Source organism: Roseovarius sp. PS-C2 (assembly GCF_018862045.1).
GTDB lineage: Bacteria > Pseudomonadota > Alphaproteobacteria > Rhodobacterales > Rhodobacteraceae > Roseovarius.
Genome location: NZ_JAHKSQ010000002.1, coordinates 76,561 through 91,489, shown reverse-complemented (window position 1 = coordinate 91,489; position 14,929 = coordinate 76,561). Strand labels below are relative to the sequence as shown.

At 65.1% G+C, this 14,929-nt stretch carries 13 protein-coding genes; 10 read left to right on the top strand and 3 right to left on the bottom strand.

The window, feature by feature from the left end; translation table 11 throughout:
* The first annotated feature begins 242 nt into the window (after window positions 1-242).
* The 4 genes from KPG71_RS03775 to choV all read left to right on the top strand — a co-directional run bounded on the left by KPG71_RS03775 (window position 243) and on the right by choV (window position 4,818).
* Window positions 243-1,799 (top strand): ABC transporter substrate-binding protein, encoded by a 1,557-nt coding sequence (locus tag KPG71_RS03775; RefSeq protein ID WP_216336807.1) that lies wholly within the window; start codon window positions 243-245, stop codon window positions 1,797-1,799.
* 111 nt (window positions 1,800-1,910) lie between these two features.
* Window positions 1,911-2,834, top strand: a complete 924-nt coding sequence (gene choX, locus KPG71_RS03770; protein WP_216336806.1) for a choline ABC transporter substrate-binding protein — start codon at window positions 1,911-1,913, stop codon at window positions 2,832-2,834.
* 125 nt (window positions 2,835-2,959) lie between these two features.
* The gene (choW, locus tag KPG71_RS03765; protein WP_073036175.1) at window positions 2,960-3,796 is read left to right on the top strand and encodes a choline ABC transporter permease subunit; all 837 of its coding nucleotides are present in this window, start codon (window positions 2,960-2,962) and stop codon (window positions 3,794-3,796) included.
* Window positions 3,793-4,818, top strand: coding sequence for a choline ABC transporter ATP-binding protein (gene choV / locus KPG71_RS03760; protein ID WP_216336805.1), 1,026 nt, complete (start codon window positions 3,793-3,795; stop codon window positions 4,816-4,818). The genes choW and choV overlap by 4 nt, the downstream gene beginning before the upstream one ends.
* A gap of 127 nt (window positions 4,819-4,945) precedes the next feature.
* Here choV and KPG71_RS03755 read toward each other — a convergent pair whose 3' ends face one another.
* Window positions 4,946-5,338, bottom strand: a complete 393-nt coding sequence (locus KPG71_RS03755; protein WP_216336804.1) for a rhodanese-like domain-containing protein — start codon at window positions 5,336-5,338, stop codon at window positions 4,946-4,948.
* Window positions 5,339-5,463: 125 nt separating this feature from the next.
* Between KPG71_RS03755 and KPG71_RS03750 the strand changes: the two genes are divergently transcribed.
* Window positions 5,464-5,811 (top strand): hypothetical protein, encoded by a 348-nt coding sequence (locus KPG71_RS03750; RefSeq protein WP_073036158.1) that lies wholly within the window; start codon window positions 5,464-5,466, stop codon window positions 5,809-5,811.
* Window positions 5,812-5,831: 20 nt separating this feature from the next.
* On the opposite strand, the gene KPG71_RS03745 is transcribed toward KPG71_RS03750, so the two are convergent.
* Both KPG71_RS03745 and KPG71_RS03740 read right to left on the bottom strand, forming a co-directional pair.
* Window positions 5,832-6,917 (bottom strand): Hint domain-containing protein, encoded by a 1,086-nt coding sequence (locus tag KPG71_RS03745; RefSeq protein WP_216336803.1) that lies wholly within the window; start codon window positions 6,915-6,917, stop codon window positions 5,832-5,834.
* 4 nt (window positions 6,918-6,921) lie between these two features.
* Window positions 6,922-8,529, bottom strand: a complete 1,608-nt coding sequence (locus KPG71_RS03740) for a Hint domain-containing protein (RefSeq protein WP_216336802.1) — start codon at window positions 8,527-8,529, stop codon at window positions 6,922-6,924.
* Window positions 8,530-8,824: 295 nt separating this feature from the next.
* Between KPG71_RS03740 and dapE the strand changes: the two genes are divergently transcribed.
* The 5 genes from dapE to KPG71_RS03715 all read left to right on the top strand — a co-directional run bounded on the left by dapE (window position 8,825) and on the right by KPG71_RS03715 (window position 14,899).
* Window positions 8,825-9,979, top strand: a complete 1,155-nt coding sequence (gene dapE / locus KPG71_RS03735) for a succinyl-diaminopimelate desuccinylase (protein WP_216336801.1) — start codon at window positions 8,825-8,827, stop codon at window positions 9,977-9,979.
* The gene (locus KPG71_RS03730; protein WP_216336800.1) at window positions 9,976-10,398 is read left to right on the top strand and encodes a GNAT family N-acetyltransferase; all 423 of its coding nucleotides are present in this window, start codon (window positions 9,976-9,978) and stop codon (window positions 10,396-10,398) included. The genes dapE and KPG71_RS03730 overlap by 4 nt, the downstream gene beginning before the upstream one ends.
* A 23-nt stretch (window positions 10,399-10,421) precedes the next feature.
* Window positions 10,422-10,973 (top strand): DUF2064 domain-containing protein, encoded by a 552-nt coding sequence (locus KPG71_RS03725; protein WP_216337196.1) that lies wholly within the window; start codon window positions 10,422-10,424, stop codon window positions 10,971-10,973.
* 216 nt (window positions 10,974-11,189) lie between these two features.
* Window positions 11,190-13,445, top strand: a complete 2,256-nt coding sequence (gene rnr, locus KPG71_RS03720) for a ribonuclease R (protein WP_216336799.1) — start codon at window positions 11,190-11,192, stop codon at window positions 13,443-13,445.
* A 113-nt stretch (window positions 13,446-13,558) separates the two neighbouring features.
* Window positions 13,559-14,899 carry a lytic murein transglycosylase gene (locus KPG71_RS03715; RefSeq protein WP_216336798.1) on the top strand — a complete coding sequence of 447 codons (1,341 nt, stop codon included), beginning with the start codon at window positions 13,559-13,561 and terminating at the stop codon, window positions 14,897-14,899.
* Window positions 14,900-14,929 lie beyond the last annotated feature (30 nt).

Below are 14,929 nucleotides of genomic sequence, written 5' to 3'. Positions count from 1 at the left end.
TAATAATTGCAGTCGCAATCACGAAGGGGACGCAACACCTTATTCACCACCTCACCGGCAACTAACGCGTTGCGAGTCATCGCCGCGTCATCATAATGTCGGAAAAACATGCAGGGTGTCGCTTTGAGACCGAAAGCCCGGCCAAAGCGCCCGACACCCCCGAAAACCGGCCCCTCCCGCGCCTTGCCGCGATACGGGCCGCCGATCAGACAAACGACGAACGACAACAGGGAGAAACAGTAATGGCACTTATCAAAAGCGGCATGCTGAACCGCCGCGGATTTCTGAAAACCACCGCCGCCACCGCAATCGCCGCATCGCTGCCGATGGGCGGCGCGATGGCCGCGCCCAAGCGCGGCGGGCACCTGCGCGCCGGGATCGGCCACGGCCAGACCACCGACACGCTCAACCCCGGCACGTATGAAAACAGCTTCACCACCTCGCTGGCCTACGCCATTCACGGCCACCTGACCGAGGTCGCGCAGGACGGCTCGCTCATCCCCGAACTGGCCGAAAGCTGGGAGGCCTCGGACGACGCCACCGTCTGGCGCTTCAAGATCCGGCAGGGCGTCGAGTTCCACTCGGGCAAACCGCTGGAACTGCAGGACATCGTCAATTCGATCAACTTCCACCGCGGCGAAGATTCGACCTCGGCCGCCGGCCCCATCGTGGCTCCGATCAAGGAAATCGCCACCGAAGGCACCGATACCGTGGTGATCACGCTGAATGGCGGCAATGCCGACTTCCCCTTCACGCTCAGCGATTATCACATCGCGATCTGCAAGGCCGACGGCGACAGCATCGACTGGAAATCGGGCGACGGCTGCGGCAGCTACAAGCTGACCAATTTCAACCCCGGCGTCTCCTATTCGCTGGAGCGTCACGAAAACCACTGGCGCGACGATGTCGCGTGGTTCGACAGCGCCGAGATTCTGGCACTGGTCGATCAGAACGCCCGCACCACCGCGCTGGTGTCCGGCGATGTCGACGTGGCCGACCGGCTTGACCTCAAGACCGTCGGGCTGCTGGCGCGCAAACCGGATATCCAGATCAACTCGGTCGCAGGCACGCAGCACTATACTTTCGCCATGGACACCCGCGCCGATCCCTTCACCGACAATCATGTGCGTCAGGCCCTGAAATACGCGGTGAACCGCGAAGAACTGGTCGAGAAAATCCTGTTCGGTTACGGCTCGGTCGGCAACGACCACCCCATCGGGCGCGGGCAACGCTTCTTCAATTCCGAGATGGAGCAGAAAACCTACGACCCCGACAAGGCCAAGTGGCACCTTCAGCAGGCCGGGCTCGACAGCATCGACGTATCGCTCTCGGCGGCCGACGCCGCCTTTGTCGGCGCGGTCGATGCGACCGTGCTGTATCAGGCCTCTGCCGCCAAGGCGGGCATCAACCTCAAACCCGTCCGCGAACCCAATGACGGCTACTGGTCGGATGTCTGGATGAAGAAACCCTTCGTCTCGGTTTACTGGTCGGGCCGCGTGGTCGAAGATCAGATGTTCTCGACCGCCTACAAATGCGGTGCATCGTGGAACGACACTTTCTGGTGCAATGACCGCTTTGACGAGTTGATGGTTAACGCCCGTTCGGAGCTGGACGAGGCCAAGCGCCGCCAGATGTATTACGAAATGCAGGACCTCGTGGCAAACGAAGGGGGCGTCGTGATCCCGATGTTCGCCAACTGGGTCTTCGGCAACTCCACCAAGGTCGGCCATACCGAGCAGATGAGCTCGAACTGGGATGTGGACGGCATGCGTTTCATCGAGCGCTGGTGGTTCGTCTGATCCCTTCGGGATCGCAATCACGTTAGACATACACCGCGCCGGCGCAAACCATCGCGCCGGCGCAGCCTTTCCAAGGCCCCCAAAAGAAACCGCTCAACGGAGGTATCCGGAATGACCCTCAAATATTCGCTGACCGCAGCCGCCCTGATGGCCGCTGGCCCTGCCCTCGCCGATTGCGACACCGTCACGTTTTCCGACGTGGGCTGGACCGATATCACCGCCACCACCGCCGCGACCACGACGGTGCTCGAGGCGCTCGGCTATGAAACCGACATCAAGGTTCTGTCGGTGCCGGTGACCTATACCTCGCTGGCCGAAGGCGATATCGACGTCTTCCTCGGCAACTGGATGCCCACCATGGAAGGCGACATCGCCCCCTATCGCGAGGCCGGCACCGTGGACACCGTGCGCGCCAATCTCGAAGGCGCCAAGTACACGCTGGCCACCAACGCCGCCGGGGCGGCCCTCGGCATCGCCGATTTCGCAGATATCGCGGACCACGCCGAGGCGCTGGAGGAAACCATCTACGGCATCGAGCCGGGCAATGACGGCAACCGCCTGATCATGGACATGATCGAGGCCGACGCCTTCGGCCTGTCGGGTTTCGAGGTCAAGGAAAGCTCGGAACAGGGCATGCTGGCGCAGGTCAGCCGCGCCGACCGCCGGGACGAGCCGATCATCTTCCTCGGCTGGGAACCCCACCCGATGAACGCCAATCACGACATGACCTACCTGACCGGCGGCGACGAGTGGTTCGGCCCCGATCTGGGCGGCGCGACGGTTTATACCAACACCTCGGCGGGCTATGCCGAAAGCTGCCCGAATGTCGGCAAACTGCTGGAAAACCTCGAATTCACGCTGGCCATGGAAAACGAGATCATGGGCGCGATCCTGAATGACGGCACCGACCCCGCCGAGGCCGCCAGCGCGTGGCTCAAGGCCAACCCCGGCGTTCTGGACGGCTGGCTCGACGGCGTGACCGCCAGGGACGGCGGTGACGCGATGGCCGCGGTCAAATCCGGCCTCGGCCTCTGATCCGGCCAGGGTTATTCCCCTGACATGCCCGCCGCCCCCCTGCGGGGCGCGGGCGCACATGGCACGGGCCAGCCCGGCGGTTCCATCCCGCCTCGGCCCCGCCCAAAATCACAAGAGGCCCCCGCTTGAACTGGCTCACCGACACCAAGATTCCCATTGGCGACGCCGCCGAGATCTTTTTCCTGTGGCTTCAGGATCATGCCGCCCTGTTCTTCGATGCGCTCGCCGCCGCGATGGACAGCATGATCGAGGGGTTTCTCTGGATACTCCAAACCCCGCACCCACTGATTCTGATCGCCGTCTTCGTCGCCCTGACATGGCTATTCCAGCGCAACTGGAAAACCTGCCTGTTCGTCGCGCTCGGATTTCTTTTTGTCCTCAATCAGGACTATTGGGAAGAAATGACCGAAAGCCTCACGCTGGTGCTGTCGGCCTGCGTGTTCTGCATGGCCATCGGCGTGCCCATCGGCATCGCCGCCGCACACCGGCCCGGTCTCTATCGCGGCCTGCGCCCGGTTCTGGACCTGATGCAGACCCTGCCGCCCTTCGTCTACCTGATCCCGGCCATCGTGTTTTTCGGCATCGGCATGGTGCCAGGCCTGATCGCCACGGTGATCTTCGTGGTCCCCGCCCCGATCCGCCTGACCCATCTGGGCATCTCCTCGACCCCCAAACCCCTGCTCGAAGCGGCACAGGCCTTTGGCGCGACGCCCCGGCAAACCCTGTGGAAGGTCGAACTGCCCTATGCCCTGCCGCAGATCATGGCGGGCCTGAACCAGACGATCATGCTGTCGCTCTCGATGGTCGTGATCGCGGCGCTTGTGGGGGCCGACGGGCTGGGCGTTCCGGTGCTGCGCGCCATCAACACGGTGAACATCGCGCTCGGTTTCGAATCCGGGCTGATGATCGTGGTGGTCGCCATCATTCTCGACCGGATGCTGCGGCTGGAGCGTGACCAATGACCGATGCCGTGCAGTTCGACAATGTCTCGATCGTCTTCGGCGATCACCCCGACGCCGCTTTGCCGCTGATGGATGACGGGCTGGACCGGGCCGAAATCCAGACCCGCTGCGGGCAGGTTCTGGGCGTTCACGATTGCAGCCTGACCGTCGGGCAGGGGGAAATCGTGGTGCTGATGGGCCTCTCGGGCTCGGGCAAATCCACGCTCCTGCGTGCGGTCAATGCGCTCAACCCGGTCACGCGTGGCGCGGTGCATGTGAATGACGGCACCGGCATGGTCAATGTCACCACCGCCGACGCCGCCACCTTGCGCCGCATCCGCCAGAACCATGTCGCCATGGTATTCCAGCAGTTCGGCCTTCTGCCCTGGCGCAGCGTGCGCGAAAATGTCGGCCTCGGCCTCGAACTGGCCGGGCTGCCACGCGCCGAACGCGATCAGCGCATCGCCCACCAGCTCGACCTTGTCGGCCTGTCCGACTGGGCCGACCGCAAGGTGAGCGAACTCTCCGGCGGCATGCAGCAGCGCGTCGGCCTGGCGCGCGCCTTCGCCACCGAGGCCCCGATCCTGCTGATGGACGAACCGTTCTCGGCGCTCGACCCGCTGATCCGCAACCACCTGCAGGACGAACTTCTGGAGCTTCAGCAGAAACTCAATCGCACGATCGTCTTCGTCAGTCACGATCTGGACGAGGCGTTCAAGCTGGGCGACCGGATCGCCATCATGGAAGGCGGGCGTATCGTGCAATGCGGCACACCGCAGGACATCTTCACCAACCCCGCCACCGATTACGTTGCCGAATTCGTGGCCCATATGAACCCGCTCGGGGTTCTGTGCGCCCGCGACGTGATGGAGCCGGCCACCGGCACCCCGGACGAAACCGTGCCACCACAGGCCACGATCCGACAGGTGATGGAGGTCAGCCAAGGCCACGACATGGCGGTCGGCGTGGTGGAAAACGGCGCGCTAATCGGGCAGATCACCCGCAACCGCATCCTGGCCAAGCTGCTCGATCCGCGCGGCTGACCCGCCAATCGCGAAACCCGGTCCCCTTCATCTTTCCCCAAATACTCAGGGGAGCGCGCGGGATGAGCCATCGCAACGCCATCGCTAGGGGACACGATGGCAACCGCCCTCGCCCGCCTGTCAGACCTCACTTTTTGCGAGGCTTCTCACCGACCGGGCCACCGGCCTTTTTCCAGCCCGTGAACCCGTCGTCGATATGGCTGACGCCCGTCAGCCCCATTTCCTGCGCCACGCGCGCCGACAGGGCCGACCGCCAGCCCGACGCGCAATAGAACACGAACCGGTTACCACTCTGGAATTGCGGCTTGGCATAGGGGCTTTCCGGGTCGATCCAGAATTCCAGCATCCCGCGCGGACAATGGAACGCACCGGGGATCATGCCCTCGCGCTCCAGTTCGCGCGGATCGCGCAGATCGACAAAGGTCACGTCCTCGCGCCCATGCAATGTCATCATCTCTGCCGCCGGGGCATGCTCGATCACGGCGTTGGCCTCGGCCACCATATCCTTGGCGCGTTTCATACCTGTCTCCTCCTGCTGGCCTGCTTCCAGCCTAAAACACCTCAAGACCGGCGAAAAGACCACCCCGCGCTTGACTTCGCGGCCCGCCGATTGCAGGGCAGTCACCAGCAAAAAGGATCGCGCCCATGAGCACCGGCAAAACGAAACCCCCGAAACGGCAGCAGGTCTACACCCTGCTCGTGCAGATCGGACGCAAGGACGGCGACGGCCTGCCCAAGCAGGCGACGGGTGCGGCGCTCATGGTCTATGCCTCGGGCGTGGACGAAGAAGAGGCCGTGCGCGAAACCGTGGCCGTGCTGAAACAGGCTGACACCGCGCCGCTCGATGTCACCGGCTACGGCACCCTGGCCGAACGCGAGGCCGAAGGCCACGACATCAGCGACGAGGAACGCGACCTGATGCAGCGCGCCCTGGATGAAAACGCGGTGATCGTCGCGCAGATGACCCCGTTCTTCGATCAGACGGTTCACTGACGCAACGCCCCGGCCGGGGATCAGGCCGCGCGCTCCAGCGCCAGCGTGATCGCCTCGAACGGTTTCAGCACCGGCCAGACCGGCTTGGCGTGTTCCGGCAGGCGAGCGCGGTCGGCCTGCGCCAGAACCGAACGGGCCAGTTGCTCGGGCTTGCGCCGCAGCCGCCCCACATACAGGCTTTCGACGGCGCACCCCGCGGCAATGATCGCCTCGTGCCCCGGCAAAAGCAGGTGATGATAGGTCACCAGTTCCGGCCCGTTGGCGTAAAGCGCCGACACCCCGTTGACCAGATATTGCGCCGGCACCAGAACCGCCTCGCGCCCGAACATGTATTCCACCTGGCTGCCGCCGATCACCAGCCTCTGCTGCGGCGCGACCACGATATCGCGGCGCAACCCGAAATAGGGCGCGCGCAGGCGCACCGGGCGGAAACTGCCAAGGGCCGGCACGGTGCGCGACACCGAGCGCAGAACCGGCACCGTCTGGCCGTGTTCCGTCCGCACCACGTCCCCCCGGCGCAGCTCTCCGGCCTTGCGCTCGCCCATCGTGGTGGCAATCGGCACCTGGCTGGTCAGCGTCGGCATCGGGCCGACCGGCTCGATCCGGTCGGACACGGCGAAGAAATCCACGTCACGATCCATCACCCTGCGCTCGGGATCGGTGGTCACGGCGGCGATCTCGGCCATCAGCATCGGATGGGGCGGCGGCAAATCGACTGAATGCAGGCTGCCGCTTTCGGGACGTTCCAGCGTCAGTTGCCCCCACCGCGCCGGAGCGTCCCAGCTATAGGTCAGACGCACCGTATCCATGCGCCCGTCGGGTTGATGCGGCAAGGTGGCATGGCGAATGTCCTCGCCCTGCGTTTCCACCAGAATGATCCCGCCACAGGGCAAGGCCCGCAGGCAGAAACTGCCCGGCCACGGGTAGTTGCGCTGAAACGACAGCAGGGTCTGCGGGCGGCCGTCCGGCGACAGCTTGGTTTCCAGCAACAACGTGCCGCGCGGCATCAGCCGCATGTCGGAACACCCCTCGCCAGACGACGCCCGCTCCAGCCCGTCGGCCGCAAAGCGCCCGCCGTATCGGCTGGCTATGGCGACCCATCCCATCGGGTCAGGCCACCCGTGCCTGTTGCAGGAACAACTGCGCCTCGTACCGCTTCAGACAGCGGCGCGCCGCCGGGCTGTAGCCCTCCCCGGTGAGCGGGTCGATTTCAGGAAACAGCGCGCATATCTCGGCGACGATTTCCGCCTCGAAACTGCTGGCGATCTGCGGGCCGGGCAGGAAGCTTTCGGTCTCAAGACCGCCCGAAAAGATCACCTGGTGCCGGTCGAACAGCAGGTGCACATAGTCTACCGCGCCACCCTCGACCCGGCGCACGCTGCGGTCATTGACCAGATCGCGCGCTGCCACCAGAACCTCGGGTTCACCGAACAGGATTTCGGCCAGGCTGTCGCGGATCAACACCCGATGCAGCGGCGACAGCAGCACCTCGTCATGCGCCCCGAACGTGCCCGCCGCGATGCGGATCGGCGCGAAGGTTCCGTCGGCGGCCACCGTGCGGCGCCCGATCCAGCGCAGCGGCTGTGCGCCTTCGTCCTTGGTCAGGACCATGTCGCCGGGGCTCAGCGTTTCCACCGGCACATGGCCATCCGGCGTCTGGATCAGCGTCCCGGCCACGAAACAGGGCACGGAATCGACATTGACGAACCCGGTATCGGATTGCCCCGAACTGCTGCTCACCTCGTAGGTGAAATTGACGTTCTCGATATCGCCGTCACCCAACAGCGTGACCGTGCCGTCGCCGTTCACCTGCACCTGCTGGCCAGTGGCCAACGTCACCACATCACCCGCCACCACATCGTGACCGTTGATCTGTGTGATGCTCAGCGTCCCGCTGGTGTTGTTGATATCGTTCCCCAGCAGGTCCACCGTCTTGGACCCGTCGGGATACAACGTCGTCGCATCGTCCATCGCCACCAGCGTGGTCTGAATGCTGTTTCCCGCGATCAGCAGGTTGGAATCGTACTGGCTGTCCACCACATCGGCGATCCCGATGCGGATCGAGTTCAACTCGCCCGGCACCACCGGAATGGTCAGGGTCATGGTCACCGTGAACCCGTCCATCTCGGTATTGTACTGGTCGTTGGCGTTGTCGATATACAGGTTCTCGTTCGACGTGGCGTTCAGGTTGTTGGGGTCCGCATCACCGTCCCCGACCGACAGTTCGACCTGCTGGCCATTCACCCAGACCCCGACGAAATCCTGATAGACTCCGGTCTGGTACTCGGGGAATTCCTCGGATGCGAAGACGAACTGCATCGTCATCGTATCGCCGGTGGGGATGAAATCCACGTCCATGAACGACGCGTCATAGGTATTGGTGCCCGCTGCCGCGTTGAACATCGGGTTGTTGTTCGGCCCCGATGTGTCGGTCGATGTGTCGGGATCCTCGTTGGCCTCGTTCGGCTGGCTCCACCACCCCCACCCGGACGAGGGCGGGTTCGTGATATCGCCCGCGTTCCCCGTCGACAGGATCACACCGCTGTCGGACGGGGTCACACCGGGCGCGATGCTGTCGCCATTGCTGTAAATGCCCGACGATCCGTTCGCCCCCGTGTAAGAGGCGTTTACCACCGTTACCCCATCCCCGAAGATCGCGTTCGCCATCTGCATGGCGCTGGCCGATGTATCGATCGGAAGCTCCGCGGGTGTCACCATGTTGTCTGCCCCAACACTCTTGCATGCGGGACAGCGCAAAAGCGCAGCACGACGGGCATCGCCGCCGTTATGTGATGGACAGTATTCAGTGTCCGCTCGATCGCGGGCCTTTTGCGGCCATGCTGTCTTTTGCCCTGCCTCGGGTTATTATTACCGAAAGGTTAACACACTCGCGCAGGCCTGTTAAGCCTGTTTCGCCAACCACTTACGCCGCCCCGGCCCAACGGCATTTGCGCTTGGGCCCGAAGCGCGCTAGGCAAACCGTCACGTTACCCATCAATCCGCCCGAGGCCCCATGCCCAACGCCCCCACCGACCCCGTCACCCTGACCGCCGATCTGGTCCGCTGCCCCTCCGTCACCCCCGAGGAAGGCGGTGCGCTTGTCCTGCTCGGGGAGTTGCTGAGCAAGGCGGGCTTTGCCTGCACGCGGGTGGATCGCAACGGGGTGTCCAACCTGTTCGCCCGCTGGGGCGACAAGGACGCGGCGAAAACCTTTGGATTCAATGGTCATACCGATGTCGTGCCCCTGGGCGACGAAACCGCCTGGACGATGCCGCCCTTCGGCGCCGAACAGAAGGACGGTTTCCTCTGGGGGCGCGGCGCGACCGACATGAAATCGGGCGTGGCGGCCTTTGTGGCGGCGGCGGTCGATTTCGTTACCGACACGCCGCCCGAAAACGGCGCCCTGATCCTGACCATCACCGGCGACGAAGAGGGCGACGCCACCGACGGCACCGCCGCCCTGCTGGACTGGATGCGCGACAATGGCGAAGCGATGGACGCCTGCCTTGTGGGCGAACCCACCTGCCCCGACACACTGGGCGAGATGATCAAGATCGGGCGGCGCGGATCTCTCACCGCCTGGTTCACCCTGACCGGCGAACAGGGCCACGCCGCCTATCCCCACCGGGCCCGCAACCCCCTGCCCGCCATGGCGCGGCTGATGGACCGGCTGGCCAGTCACGAACTGGACAGCGGCACCGACCATTTCGACCCCTCCACGCTGGCCGTGGTAACCATCGACACCGGCAACCCGGCCACCAACGTGATCCCGGCGCAATGTCGCGCCACCGTGAACATCCGCTTCAACGACGCCCATGACAGCGCAGGCCTGATCGGATGGATGCAAGGCGAACTGGATAGCGTGGCGCAGGAGTTCGGTATCGCGGGCGAAATGAAAACCAGGGTCTCGGGCGAAAGTTTCCTGACCCCGCCGGGGCCGCTCTCGGATCTGGTGTCCCGCGCAGTGCAGGCCGAAACCGGCATCACGCCCGAGCTGTCCACCACCGGCGGCACCTCCGATGCGCGCTTCGTCAAGGATCACTGCCCGGTGGTCGAATTCGGCCTCGTGGGCCGCACCATGCATCAGGTCGACGAACGGGTCGAGATCGCACAAATCCCGCAGCTGAAAGCCATCTACACGCGCATCCTGCAGGACTATTTCGCATGACGCCGGTCATTGGCCTGACCGACGATCAGGCCGCCTGCCACGCCCTGCGCGAAACCGTGTTCATCCAGGAACAGGGTGTTTCGGAGACCGAGGAATACGACGGGCTTGACGATCGGGCCGACCATATCCTTGCCCGCCTGAACGGCCAGCCCGTGGGCTGTGCGCGTATCCTTTACAAGGGCGATACCGGCAAGATCGGGCGTGTCTGCGTCCTGCCACAGGCGCGCGGCACCGGGCTGGGCGCGGCGCTCATTCGCGCCTGCCTCGACCACCTCCAAGGCAAACCGGGCATCGCCCGCGCGATGCTGGGCGCACAAACCCACGCCATCGGGTTCTACGAGAAACTGGGCTTCACCGCATTCGGGCCCGAATATCTCGACGCGGACATCCCGCATCGCGACATGGACCGCCCCCTGTGACAGCCCGCCGCCAGCTTGTCGTCATGCTGAAAGAGCCACGACCGGGCCGGGTGAAAACCCGTCTGGGCCGCGACATCGGCATGATCGGCGCGGCATGGTGGTTTCGCCATCAGGTCGCGGGGCTGCTGCGGCGGCTGGACGATCCGCGCTGGCGCCTCGTGCTGGCGGTTTCCCCCGATCATGCCGGCTTGACCAGCCGGGCCTGGCCCGCGCACCTGCCGCGCATCCCGCAGGGTCCGGGCGATCTGGGCGACAGGATGGGCCGCATCCTGCGCACGATGCCGCCCGGCCCGGTCTGTATCGTGGGCGGCGACATCCCCGGCCTCGGCCCGGCGCATATCGACCGCGCCTTTGGACTGCTGGGCACTCATGACGCGGTGTTCGGCCCCGCGCCTGACGGAGGCTATTGGCTGGTGGGGATGAAACGCACGGCCCCACCCCCGGCCACGCTGTTTCGCGATGTGCGCTGGTCCAGCAAACACGCGCTCGCCGACAGTATCGCGTCTCTTCCGGGGCTGCGTGTGGGGCTGACGGATATGCTGAACGACGTGGACAGCGCCGCCGATCTGCTCTGACGGGGGATCTGTGAGGAACGTTGCCGGGGGTGCTGCCCCCGTCGCCCCTTGGGCCTGTCCGGGGCTCCGCCCGTTCGGGGCTGAAACGATCTCCCGGATCGTTTCCGGGACGCCCCTCACCCACCAGGATATTTTCGGCAAGAAGAAAGCCCGGTTCCCGCTGTGCAGGTGCTTTCCGACATGGCGCGCCATTTTCATTCGTGCTACGCCACCCGCATGAGCCAGTTGCCCACCAAGGACGAAATCCTGCAATGGATTTCCGATAACCCGACCCTCACCTCGAAACGCGACATCGCCAAGGCCTTCGGGATCAAGGGCGCTGCGCGGATCGACCTCAAACGCATCCTCAAGGAACTCGAGGCCGAGGGCCATCTGGAAAAGCGCAAGAAGACCTATCGCGATCCGGAAAAACTGCCGCCGGTCAGCGTGTTGCAGGTATCCGGCCAGACATCGGACGGCGAATTGCTGGCTAGGCCGCTGGAATGGCATGGCGAAGGGGTGGAACCCGTGGTGCTGCTGATCCCGCGCGCCAGCGACCTGGCGCTTGGCGAGGGCGACCGCATCCTGGCCCGCCTGCAGGAGGTCAAGGGCGAGGATCACCATTACGACGCCCGCCTGATCCGCCGCATCGGCACCAACCCGCGCAAGGTGCTGGGGATTTTCCGCAAACGCGACGAAGGCGGGCGGATCGTGCCCATCGACAAGGGCGACGGCAAGGAATGGCAGGTGCCCGCCGACGCCACCGGCGGCGCGCAGGACGGTGAACTGGTCGAGGCCGAGCAATCCGGCCCCAAGGGCCGCATGGGCCTGCCCCGTGCCCGCGTTCTGGACCGGCTTGGCGATCCTTCGGCGCCCAAGGCGGTGTCGCTCATCGCCATCCATCAGCACGGCATCCCCGACGATTTCCCCGACGAGGTGATCGCCGAGGCCGACCGCATGAAACCCGCCGGTCTCAAGGGCCGCGAGGACATGCGCGACCTGCCCCTCGTCACCATCGACCCGGCGGATGCGCGCGACCATGACGATGCGGTCTGGGCGCATGCCGATGACGATCCGAAAAACGAGGGCGGGCATGTGATCTGGGTCGCCATCGCCGATGTCGCCCATTACGTCACCCCCGGCAGCGCGCTGGACGGCGAGGCTCGCAAGCGCGGCAATTCCAGCTATTTCCCCGACCGCGTCGTGCCGATGCTGCCCGACCGCCTGTCGGGCGACCTGTGTTCGCTGCACGAGGGCGTGCCGCGCGCCTGCGTGGCCGTGCGCTTGCAGATCGACGCGCAGGGCGAAAAGGTGGGGCACCGTTTCGTGCGCGGGCTGATGCGCTCGGCGGCATCGCTGAACTATCAGCAGGTGCAACAGGCGATGGACGGCGATCCCGACGATCAGTGCGGCCCCCTGATGGAGGACGTGATCCGCCCGCTTTACGCCGCCTATGCCGCGCTCGAAAAGGCGCGCAAGCGCCGCCAGCCGCTGAACCTGGACCTGCCCGAGCGCAAGGTGATCCTCAGCGACGAAGGGCAGGTTCTGTCGGTCAATTTCGCCGAGCGGCTGGACGCCCACAAGCTGATCGAGGAATTCATGGTGCTGGCCAACGTGGCCGCTGCCGAAACCCTGATTGCGCGCAAATCCCCGCTGCTGTTCCGGGTGCACGAAGAACCCTCTCCCGAGAAGCTGGACACCCTGCGCGACGTGGCCGAGGCCGCCGGGCTGACGCTGGCCAAGGGGCAGGTTCTGAAAACCGCGCACCTGAATGCGCTTCTCAGCGCCGCCGATGACACCGATCATGCCGAAGTCATCAACATGTCCACGCTGCGCGCCATGACGCAGGCCTATTACGCGCCCAGCAATTTCGGGCATTTCGGGCTCGCCCTGCAGGCCTATGCGCATTTCACCTCGCCGATCCGGCGCTATGCCGATCTGGTGGTGCATCGCGCGCTGATCGCGGCGCATGGCTGGGGCGATGACGGGCTGCGCCCGCAGGATATCGAACGGCTGGAAAGCACCGCGCAACATATCTCGGAAACCGAGCGGCGCTCGATGACCGCCGAGCGCGACACCAACGACCGTTACCTTGCCGCCTTCCTGTCCGAACGCGTGGGCGAGGAATTCACCGGGCGCATCAGCGGCGTGGCCAAGTTCGGCGCTTTCGTGCGGCTCGACGAAACCGGGGCCGACGGGCTGATTCCGGTGCGCAGCCTCGGGCGCGAGTTCTTCCATTTCGACCGTGACGCCGGCACGCTGATGGGCGCCGATACAGGCCTGACCGTAGAACTGGGCCAGCGCGTGACGGTCAAACTGTCCGAGGCCGCGCCCGTCACCGGCGGCATCGCGCTGGAACTGGTCAGCATCGAAGGCAAATCCCTGCCCCGAGGTCCGGCGCGCGGACGCGGCAAACCGCCCCGCCGCAAGCAGGCCAAAACCCGGCACAAGGCCGCAAAGACCAAACGCAAGGTGGACCGCAAGCGCCGCTGAACCGCCCCGCTTCGGAAACAATCGGCAGATCGCCGCCCGGCAATCCGCATCATTGCTTTTGAATCGGGCACAATCGCGTTACCATGCCGAAAAAGCAAAAGCAGGATCGGGCAATGCGTATCAGTGGTCTCTGCGGGGCAATCGCAGGCATTCTCATCGGAACCACCGCCCAGGCAGCGGCGGTCGAAACCTCTCTCAGGCCGCAGGGGCGGCCCGGCGCGGCAGGGCCGGGTGTCACGGTGATTTCCGTCGATGTTCCCGTCAGCAGCCTGCGCCCGGTGCTGCGCCCGGCCGATCTGCCGCGCGCCACCGAGACATCGGTCCAACAGGTATCCACCTCGAACGCGGCCTTCGACCGCTGGGTCGGGGGATTTCGCGGCCGGGCTCTCAATCAGGGCATCAACGCGCGGGTGTTCGACGCGGCCTTTCGCGGCGCGCAATACAGGCCCGATGTCGTCCACAAGGATCGCAACCAGTCGGAATTCAAATCCGAGATCTGGGATTACCTCGATAACGCCGCCAGCCCCGTGCGCGTCGAGAACGGCCAGAAGGCCCTGCGCCGTCACCGCCGCGCCCTGAACCGGATCGAGGCGCATTACGGCGTCGAAAAACAGGTGGTCGCCGCCGTCTGGGGCATGGAGTCCACCTATGGCGAACGGCGCGGCGACATCCCCCTGATCGACGCGCTGGCCACGCTGTCCTATGACGGGCGGCGCGGCGCGTTCTTTGAAAGACAGCTGATCGCGGCGCTGAAAATCCTGCAATCGGGCGATGTCACCCCGCGCAACATGAAAGGCTCGTGGGCCGGGGCGATGGGCCACACGCAATTCATTCCCACATCCTACCTGGCCTATGCGGTGGATTTCACCGGCGACGGCAAGCGTGACATCTGGTCGGACGATCCCACCGATGCGCTGGCCTCGACGGCGGCCTATCTCAAGCGGTTCGGCTGGCGCAAGGGCATGCCCTGGGGCGTCGAGGTGCGGATGCCGCGCGGCGCGTCCTTCGGCAATACCAAACGGATGCCCTCGGACTGGGCCACACGCGGTGTCACCGACATCAACGGGCGGCCCGTGCGCGATTACGGATCGGCCCGCATCCTGCAACCGGCAGGCCCACAGGGCGCGTCCTTCATGGTGTTCGCCAATTTCGACGTCATCAAGCGCTACAACAATTCCGACGCTTATGCGCTTGGCGTGGGGCACCTGTCGGACCGGCTGATCGGCGGACCGCCGATTCAGGCAAGCTGGCCGCGCGGATACGATCCGCTCAGCTTCGAAGAGCGTAAGGAAATGCAGCGCCTCCTGCGCCGCAAGGGCTACGACCTGGAAAAGATCGACGGCATCGCCGGTCCCAACACCGTCAACGCGATCCGCGCCTTCCAGCGCTCGATCGGCGTCGCCGCCGATGGCTACCCCTCGCAATCCCTGCTCAGGCACCTGCGCAGCCGCTGACGTTCAATACAACCCGTCAAGGCCTTGGGA